Origin of the sequence: Mycobacterium sp. 1423905.2, from assembly GCF_001673155.1 — a bacterium.
In the GTDB taxonomy this organism is placed as follows: Bacteria; Actinomycetota; Actinomycetes; order Mycobacteriales; family Mycobacteriaceae; genus Mycobacterium.
The window spans coordinates 22,320-29,171 of record NZ_LZLE01000135.1; the positions used below are offsets into that span (position 1 = coordinate 22,320).

Sequence of the window (6,852 nt, forward strand, 5' to 3'; positions counted from 1 at the left end):
GGTGGCACTAAGTGCGACGCTGCCGTCGTGTACGAGCCTTTCATCGGTAGTGAAGTCGTCGCTGCAGGCGAGCTGACCAAGGCTGATCTGGCTACGCGGTACCGCCGGTTGTTCCCGGACGTCTACGTGGCGCGTCAAGTTGCTGTGACGGCGGAGACCCGTGCGAAAGCTGGCTGGTTATGGAGCGGTCGTCGAGGTGTGGTCGCAGGATTCTCGGCCGCGGCGCTGCACGGGAGCCGATGGGTAGACGACGCTCAGGTCGTAGACCTGTTGCACGACAACCGGCGTCGGCCGGCGGGAGTTCAGACGCACCGCGACCGCTTCGAGGACGACGAGGTCGACGTGCTGGCCGGTATGCCGGTCACTTCGCGGGTCCGGACCGCACTGGATCTGGGCTGCTGGCTCCCGACGACGTCGGCCGTGGCGGCCATCGACGCGCTGGCTCGCGCCACCGACCTCAAAGCCGCTGATGTGGAACTCCTCTCACTGAGATACCCCGGGCGGCGCGGTATTGTGCGGGCGCGCCGGGCGGTCGACCTGTTCGACGCCGGTGCGCAATCACCGAAAGAATCTTGGCTGCGGATAATTCTGGTGCAAGCCGGATTGCCCCGACCGCAAACGCAGATTCCGGTCCGCGACGAGTTCGGCCAAGAATTCGCTTACCTCGACATGGGGTGGCCCCACGTGAAAGTCGCGGTCGAGTATGACGGCGAACAACATCGAACCGATCAGCGGCAGTACCAATGGGATAGTCGGCGACGAGAAAAGCTCGAGCGGCTCGGCTGGATTGTGATCCGGGTGCTCGCTGGTGATCGGCCGGCCGAGATCGTCGGCAGGGTAAGGGAGGCGCTGGCTCGGCGAATGTGCGGCTAGCCGCACACCGGGTGGCCAGTGTGCGGCTAGCCGCACACTCGGCGCGGGGAGAGGGCCGGCTATGCCGGGATCAACTCGACGCCGCTGAGGACGACGGCGTTGTCGCGTGCGGGCGCGACGACGCCGGCCAGGAAGCGGCCGTCTTCTTTCCAGATGTTCACCTGCAGCGTCTCGCCGGGGTATGCCACCCCGGCAAAGCGTGCACCGTAGGCGCCGACCGCCGTCGCGTCGCCGTCCAGCAATGAGTCGGTGATCGCCTTGCAGGTCATGCCGTAAGTGCACAGCCCATGCAGGATTGGCTGGGAAAAGCCGGCGGCAGCGGCGAATGCGGGGTCCGAGTGCAACGGGTTGCGGTCTCCGCACAACCGGTAGAGCAGCGCTTGCTGAGGCAGAATCGGCATCGCGACCTCGAGGTCTGGTGCCCGGTCCGGCGCCGCGTCCGACCCAGACGGACCACGCTCACCGCCGAACCCGCCCTCGCCGCGGGCGAAGATCGAGCGCCGCTGCGTCCACAGCAGCGTGCCGTCCGGCGCGGATACCGTGGTTTCGCTCCAGATGACCGCTGCCTTGCCCTTGTCCCAGATGTCGGTGAAACGAGTCACGGCCCGCGCCGAACCCGAAGGTGGCAGCGGCGCGGGCACTTCCACTCGTTCGCTGGCATGGAGCACCTTGCTCAGCTCGATGTCGATGCCGGGGAACTGCACGGTGGGCGGCTTGGTGGCGTGGAAGGTGGCGGCCACATTGCCGAAGGTGGGCAGCACCTGTGGCGTGTCGTCCACGAGGTAGCGCAACTCACGAGGATCCATCGGATCCTTCCCGGCACCTAACGCCAGGTGATAGAGCTGCACATCACTGCTGGACCAAGAGAATTCGATCGGGTCCAACTCCGCGGCCAGCGCGACCTCGACGTCGATCGGCATGTCAGCGTGCTCCGGCGATGTGGAGGGCAGCAAGGTAGCCGAAGGTCATGGCTGGTCCGATCGTCCCGCCCGGACCCGGATAGGTGTGCCCCATCACCGGCGAACTGACATTGCCTGCGGCATAAAGTCCTTCGATGATGCTGCCGTCGTCGCGCAGTGCCCGGGCATGGACGTCGGTGCGGACACCGCCCTTGGTGCCCAAGTCGCCGGGCACCATCTTCACCGCGTAGTAAGGCGCATGGGTCAACTCGCCCAGGCTCGGGTTGGGCTTGTTGGTGGGGTCGCTGTAGTACTTGTCGTAGGCGCTCTCGCCGCGGTGGAAATCCTCGTCCACACCGCTGCGCGCAAAGCCGTTGAACCGCACTACCGTCTGTTGCAGGCCGTCGGCGTCGACGCCGATCTTGGCAGCCAGTTCGGGAATGGTGTCGGCGACGATCACCGCTCCCTGCTCCAGCCACTTACGCGGGAAACGTTGCCCGCCTTGCAGACCGGCGAACAGATACCGGTCCCGGCATTGCTGGTCGAGGATCATCCAGGCGGGAAGGTTCTCGCCGGGACCGGGTCCCTGCCCATGGATGCCGCCGTACATGCGGTGCGTGGCCTCGACATAGGGCAATGCTTCGTTCATGAAGCGCTGACCGCTGGAGTTGACGATGATGGAACCGGGTGCGTTGCGTTCCGAGAGGGCGAACCACGGGCCGTTGGGCAGTGGGATGGTTGGTCCCCACCAGGCGTCTTCCATCAATTCCAAAGCAGCACCGAGCTTTTCCGCCGCGACAATTCCGTCGCCCGTGTTGGCCGCCGCTCCCACCGTCCACTCGGCGTTGATGGGCGCGCGCTGGTACTTGACCCGCATCTGCTCGTTGCGCTCGAACCCTCCCGACGCCAAGATCACACCCTTGGTAGCCCGGATCAAGCGCGGCTCGGCGTTCTCGGCGGTCTTGTCCTCGACATACACACCGCGCACCACGCCGTCCTCCACGTGCAGGTCGGTCAGTGAGGTATTGAGCAGCACAGGCACACCCGCCTCGCGGAGTCCGATTCGCAGCGGGGCTATCAGCGCCCGGCCCATGCCCACCAGGCTCTTGCCCGTCGACTTGGCCCAGAAAGTGCGCGCGCCGACTCGCAAGCTACGCAGCAGACCTTTCGGGTGACGCTTCAGCAGATTCAATCGCACGTAGTCCTGCTGCAGCACAACAACATTCAAGGGAACCTTGCTGTAGGCGGGTTCCAGATAGGGCAAGTCGGGGCCAAGCTTTTTGGCGTCGAACGGTTTTGGCTCTATTGAGCGTCCGCCTGGACGCCCACCCGGGGCTTCGGGGTAGTAGTCCGAGTAACCGGGCACCCAGCACATTTTGAGCGGCGTGTGCTTGAGCACGAACGACAACATCTCGGGTCCGCGATCGAGGTAGGTGTCGATGCGCTCCGGCTCGACGACGTCACCGATGATGCCGTGCAGGTAGGTGCGGGCCGCTTCCGGGGAATCGGTGACGCCCGCCTTCTTGAGGACTTCGTTGTTGGGAATCCAGACGCCACCGCCCGAGCGTGCGGTCGAGCCACCGAAGTGGGGAGCCTTCTCGATCACTACTGTCGAGAGACCCCGGTGCGCGGCAGCCAAGGCAGCCACCATGCCCGCGGCGCCGCTCCCGATCACGACGACGTCGTACGCCTGTGCTGTCATGTAGAACACGTTATAGAATTGCCCGGGTCGGGCGCTACTGGCCCGGTCAAACGAACGAGGGGACTTCGGCGAATGCTCAGTGTGGCCACCCGCGACGAGCTGGCCGCGGACTTGGCGCAAGCCGAGCGCAGCCGTGAACCAATCGCCCCGCTGACCGCCGCGCACCCCGACATCGACGTGGTCGACGCCTACGAGATCCAGCTGATCAATATTCGTCAGCGCGTCGCCGAAGGCGCCCGCGTGCTTGGGCACAAGGTCGGCCTGTCGTCCAAGGCGATGCAGCAGATGATGGGCGTCGACGAGCCCGACTACGGACACCTACTCGACGAGATGCAGGTATTCGAAGACAACCCCGTCAAGGCGGCCAACTACCTCTATCCGCGGGTCGAGGTGGAAGTCGGCTTCATTCTCGCGACGGACCTGCCCGGCGCCGGCTGCACCGAAGAGGACGTGCTGGCCGGCACGGAAGCGCTGGTGCCCGCGATCGAGCTGATCGACACCCGGATCACCGATTGGAAGATCGCCCTGTGCGACACCATCGCCGACAATGCGTCGTCGGCGGGTTTTGTGTTGGGCAAGGCGCGGGTGTCGCCGGCCGACATCGACGTCAAGACCATCGACGCGGTGTTGACCCGCAATGGAGAGGTCGTCGCCGAAGGCCGCAGCGATGCAGTGTTGGGCAATCCGGTCACGGCAGTGGCGTGGCTGGCTCGCAAGGTGGAGAGTTTTGGTGTGCGCTTGAAGGCCGGTGATGTTGTGCTTCCCGGATCCTGCACGCGGGCGATCGACGCCTCGGCCGGTGATGAATTCGTCGCCGACTTCGCGGGTTTGGGTTCGGTGCGGTTGTCGTTCGAATAACAGCGATCGCAAGCGCGGCGAAGCCGGGCGCAGCGGGTCGCGAACAAAAAATTGAACAGCGATCGCAAGCGCGGCGAAGCCGGGCGCAGCGGGTCGCGAACAAAAAATTGAAGAGCGATCGCAAGCGCGGCGAAGCCGGGCGCAGCGGGTCGCGAACAAAAGAAAACAGCGATCGCAAGCGCGGCGAAGCCGGGCGCAGCGGGTCGCGACCATCGGGATAAGGAGGCGTGCACATGCCATCGAAGGCGAGTGTGGCCATTGTCGGGTCGGGCAACATCAGCACTGATCTGCTCTACAAGCTGTTGCGATCGGACTGGCTGGAGCCACGCTGGATGGTCGGTATTGATCCGGAAAGCGAAGGCCTGGCCCGAGCTCGCAAACTCGGTCTCGAGACCACGCATGAAGGCGTCGACTGGCTGTTGGCGCAGTCGGAGAAACCGGATTTGGTCTTCGAAGCGACCAGCGCCTACGTGCACAAGGCCGCGGCACCCAAGTACGCCGAGGCCGGGATCCGTGCCATCGACCTGACGCCGGCCGCCGTTGGTCCGGCGGTCATCCCGCCGGCCAACTTGCGGGAACATCTGGATGCGCCAAACGTCAACATGATCACCTGCGGAGGCCAGGCCACCATTCCCATCGTGTACGCCGTCTCGCGGGCGGTCGAGGTTCCCTACGCCGAGATCGTCGCGTCGGTCGCCTCAGTGTCGGCCGGGCCTGGCACGCGGGCCAACATCGACGAGTTCACCAAGACGACCTCGCGCGGCGTCGAAACCATTGGTGGAGCCGAGCGCGGAAAAGCGATCATCATTCTCAATCCCGCCGACCCGCCAATGATCATGCGCGACACCATCTTCTGCGCCATTCCTGAAGACGCCGACCGTGACGCGGTGGCCCAGTCCATCCATGAGGTGGTGGCCGAGGTGCAGACCTACGTCCCGGGATATCGGCTGCTCAACGAGCCACAGTTCGACGAGCCGTCGTTGCACTCGGGTGGGCGCGCCGTGGTCACCACTTTCGTCGAGGTCGAGGGGGCCGGTGATTACCTGCCGCCGTACGCGGGAAATCTCGACATCATGACCGCCGCGGCCACGAAAGTGGGCGAGGAGATCGCCAAAGAGACGCTGTCTGAGGCGGTAGGAGGCGCGCGATGAGCACCGATATCTGGGACGTCCGGCTCACCGACACCTCGCTGCGCGACGGGTCGCACCACAAGCGGCACCAGTTCACCAAGGACGAAGTCGGTGCGATCGTGGCCGCGCTCGACACCGCGGGCGTGCCGGTGATCGAGGTGACCCACGGCGACGGGCTCGGCGGCTCGTCGTTCAACTATGGCTTTTCCAAAACCCCGGAGCAGGAATTGATCAAGCTGGCCGCCGAGACGGCCAAGGAAGCCAAGATCGCGTTCTTGATGCTGCCCGGCGTGGGCACGAAAGAAGACATCAAGGAAGCGCAAGACAATGGCGGCTCGATCTGCCGCATCGCCACCCACTGCACCGAGGCCGATGTGTCGATTCAGCACTTCGGGCTGGCTCGCGAACTGGGCCTGGAGACAGTCGGCTTCCTGATGATGGCCCACACCATCCCGCCGGAGAAGCTGGCCGCCCAAGCGCGCATCATGGCCGACGCCGGATGCCAATGCGTCTACGTCGTCGATTCCGCCGGCGCCCTGGTTCTGGAGGGCGTGGCCGATCGGGTGTCGGCGTTGGTCGCCGAACTCGGTGACGACGCCCAGGTGGGCTTTCACGGCCACGAGAACCTCGGCCTCGGCGTCGCCAACTCAGTCGAAGCAGTGCGGGCGGGGGCCAAGCAAATCGACGGCTCCTGCCGCCGGTTCGGCGCCGGTGCCGGCAACGCACCCGTCGAGGCGCTCATCGGCGTGTTCGACAAGATCGGCGTGAAGACCGGGATCGACTTCTTCGATATCGCCGACGCCGCCGAAGAAGTCGTCGCCCCGGCCATGCCGGCCGAGTGCCTACTGGACCGCAACGCCCTCATCATGGGCTATTCCGGGGTCTATTCCAGCTTCCTCAAGCACGCCGTCCGGCAATCCGAGCGCTACGGCGTCCCCGCCCACAAACTTCTGCACCGGGCCGGGCAGCGCAAGCTCATCGGCGGTCAGGAAGACCAGCTCATCGACATCGCTCTGGAGATCAAGCGCGAGCAAGAAGGTAGCGCCGTCACCTCGACGTAGTGGCGCCAACCGGCGTTCGCTTCGCTGAAATTCCAGCAAATCCCGACTGCGATAAGATGGCGAGTACGGGTCGGGGCTCTCTAGCGATAGAGACTTCCCACGGGGTGGATTATGAAGACGAAGCAGCTTGCGATTTGGGTATCGATGCTGGCCGCGCTTTGCGTACTCGCTGTTAACCCGCTCGGCGAGCCCACCATCGGTTTCGCCACGCCGGTCGCCCACGCCAAACCAGGCGGCGGCGGCGGTGGCGGCGGCGGTGACGGCGGCAACGTCGGCAATGGCGGTAACGGTGGCGCCGGTGGGAACGGCGCGGCCGGCACCAGCGGCGC

At 65.2% G+C, this 6,852-nt stretch carries 7 protein-coding genes; 5 read left to right on the plus strand and 2 right to left on the minus strand.

Going from position 1 to position 6,852, the window contains the following annotated elements; genetic code table 11:
- Positions 1–27 precede the first annotated feature (27 nt).
- On the plus strand, positions 28–873 hold the full coding sequence (locus A9W95_RS07715; protein WP_067410420.1) for an endonuclease domain-containing protein: 846 nt from the start codon (positions 28–30) through the stop codon (positions 871–873).
- A gap of 59 nt (positions 874–932) precedes the next feature.
- Here A9W95_RS07715 and A9W95_RS07720 read toward each other — a convergent pair whose 3' ends face one another.
- Complete coding sequence (locus tag A9W95_RS07720; RefSeq protein WP_067410422.1) at positions 933–1,793, minus strand: MaoC/PaaZ C-terminal domain-containing protein; 861 nt, start codon at positions 1,791–1,793, stop codon at positions 933–935.
- A gap of 1 nt (position 1,794) precedes the next feature.
- Positions 1,795–3,474: a 3-oxosteroid 1-dehydrogenase gene (gene kstD / locus A9W95_RS07725; protein ID WP_067410432.1), complete on the minus strand. Its 1,680-nt coding sequence runs from the start codon at positions 3,472–3,474 to the stop codon at positions 1,795–1,797.
- 72 nt (positions 3,475–3,546) lie between these two features.
- Between kstD and A9W95_RS07730 the strand changes: the two genes are divergently transcribed.
- From A9W95_RS07730 to A9W95_RS27470, 4 genes are all read left to right on the plus strand, one after another.
- Positions 3,547–4,332: a 2-keto-4-pentenoate hydratase gene (locus tag A9W95_RS07730; RefSeq protein WP_067410425.1), complete on the plus strand. Its 786-nt coding sequence runs from the start codon at positions 3,547–3,549 to the stop codon at positions 4,330–4,332.
- A 233-nt stretch (positions 4,333–4,565) separates the two neighbouring features.
- Complete coding sequence (locus tag A9W95_RS07735; RefSeq protein ID WP_067410427.1) at positions 4,566–5,483, plus strand: acetaldehyde dehydrogenase (acetylating); 918 nt, start codon at positions 4,566–4,568, stop codon at positions 5,481–5,483.
- Complete coding sequence (gene dmpG, locus A9W95_RS07740; protein WP_067410430.1) at positions 5,480–6,523, plus strand: 4-hydroxy-2-oxovalerate aldolase; 1,044 nt, start codon at positions 5,480–5,482, stop codon at positions 6,521–6,523. The genes A9W95_RS07735 and dmpG overlap by 4 nt, the downstream gene beginning before the upstream one ends.
- 111 nt (positions 6,524–6,634) lie before the next feature.
- Positions 6,635–6,852 (plus strand): hypothetical protein (locus tag A9W95_RS27470; protein WP_216638143.1); only part of this gene is annotated, 218 nt, incomplete at its 3' end.

What these genes read in the sequence shown, in the direction of transcription:
- A9W95_RS07720 (WP_067410422.1), bottom strand. Translation starts at nt 1,793, where the DNA reads ATGCCGATCGACGTCGAGGTCGCGCTGGCCGCGGAGTTGGACCCGATC.
- kstD (WP_067410432.1), bottom strand. Translation starts at nt 3,474, where the DNA reads ATGACAGCACAGGCGTACGACGTCGTCGTGATCGGGAGCGGCGCCGCG.
- A9W95_RS07730 (WP_067410425.1), top strand. Translation starts at nt 3,547, where the DNA reads ATGCTCAGTGTGGCCACCCGCGACGAGCTGGCCGCGGACTTGGCGCAA.
- A9W95_RS07735 (WP_067410427.1), top strand. Translation starts at nt 4,566, where the DNA reads ATGCCATCGAAGGCGAGTGTGGCCATTGTCGGGTCGGGCAACATCAGC.
- dmpG (WP_067410430.1), top strand. Translation starts at nt 5,480, where the DNA reads ATGAGCACCGATATCTGGGACGTCCGGCTCACCGACACCTCGCTGCGC.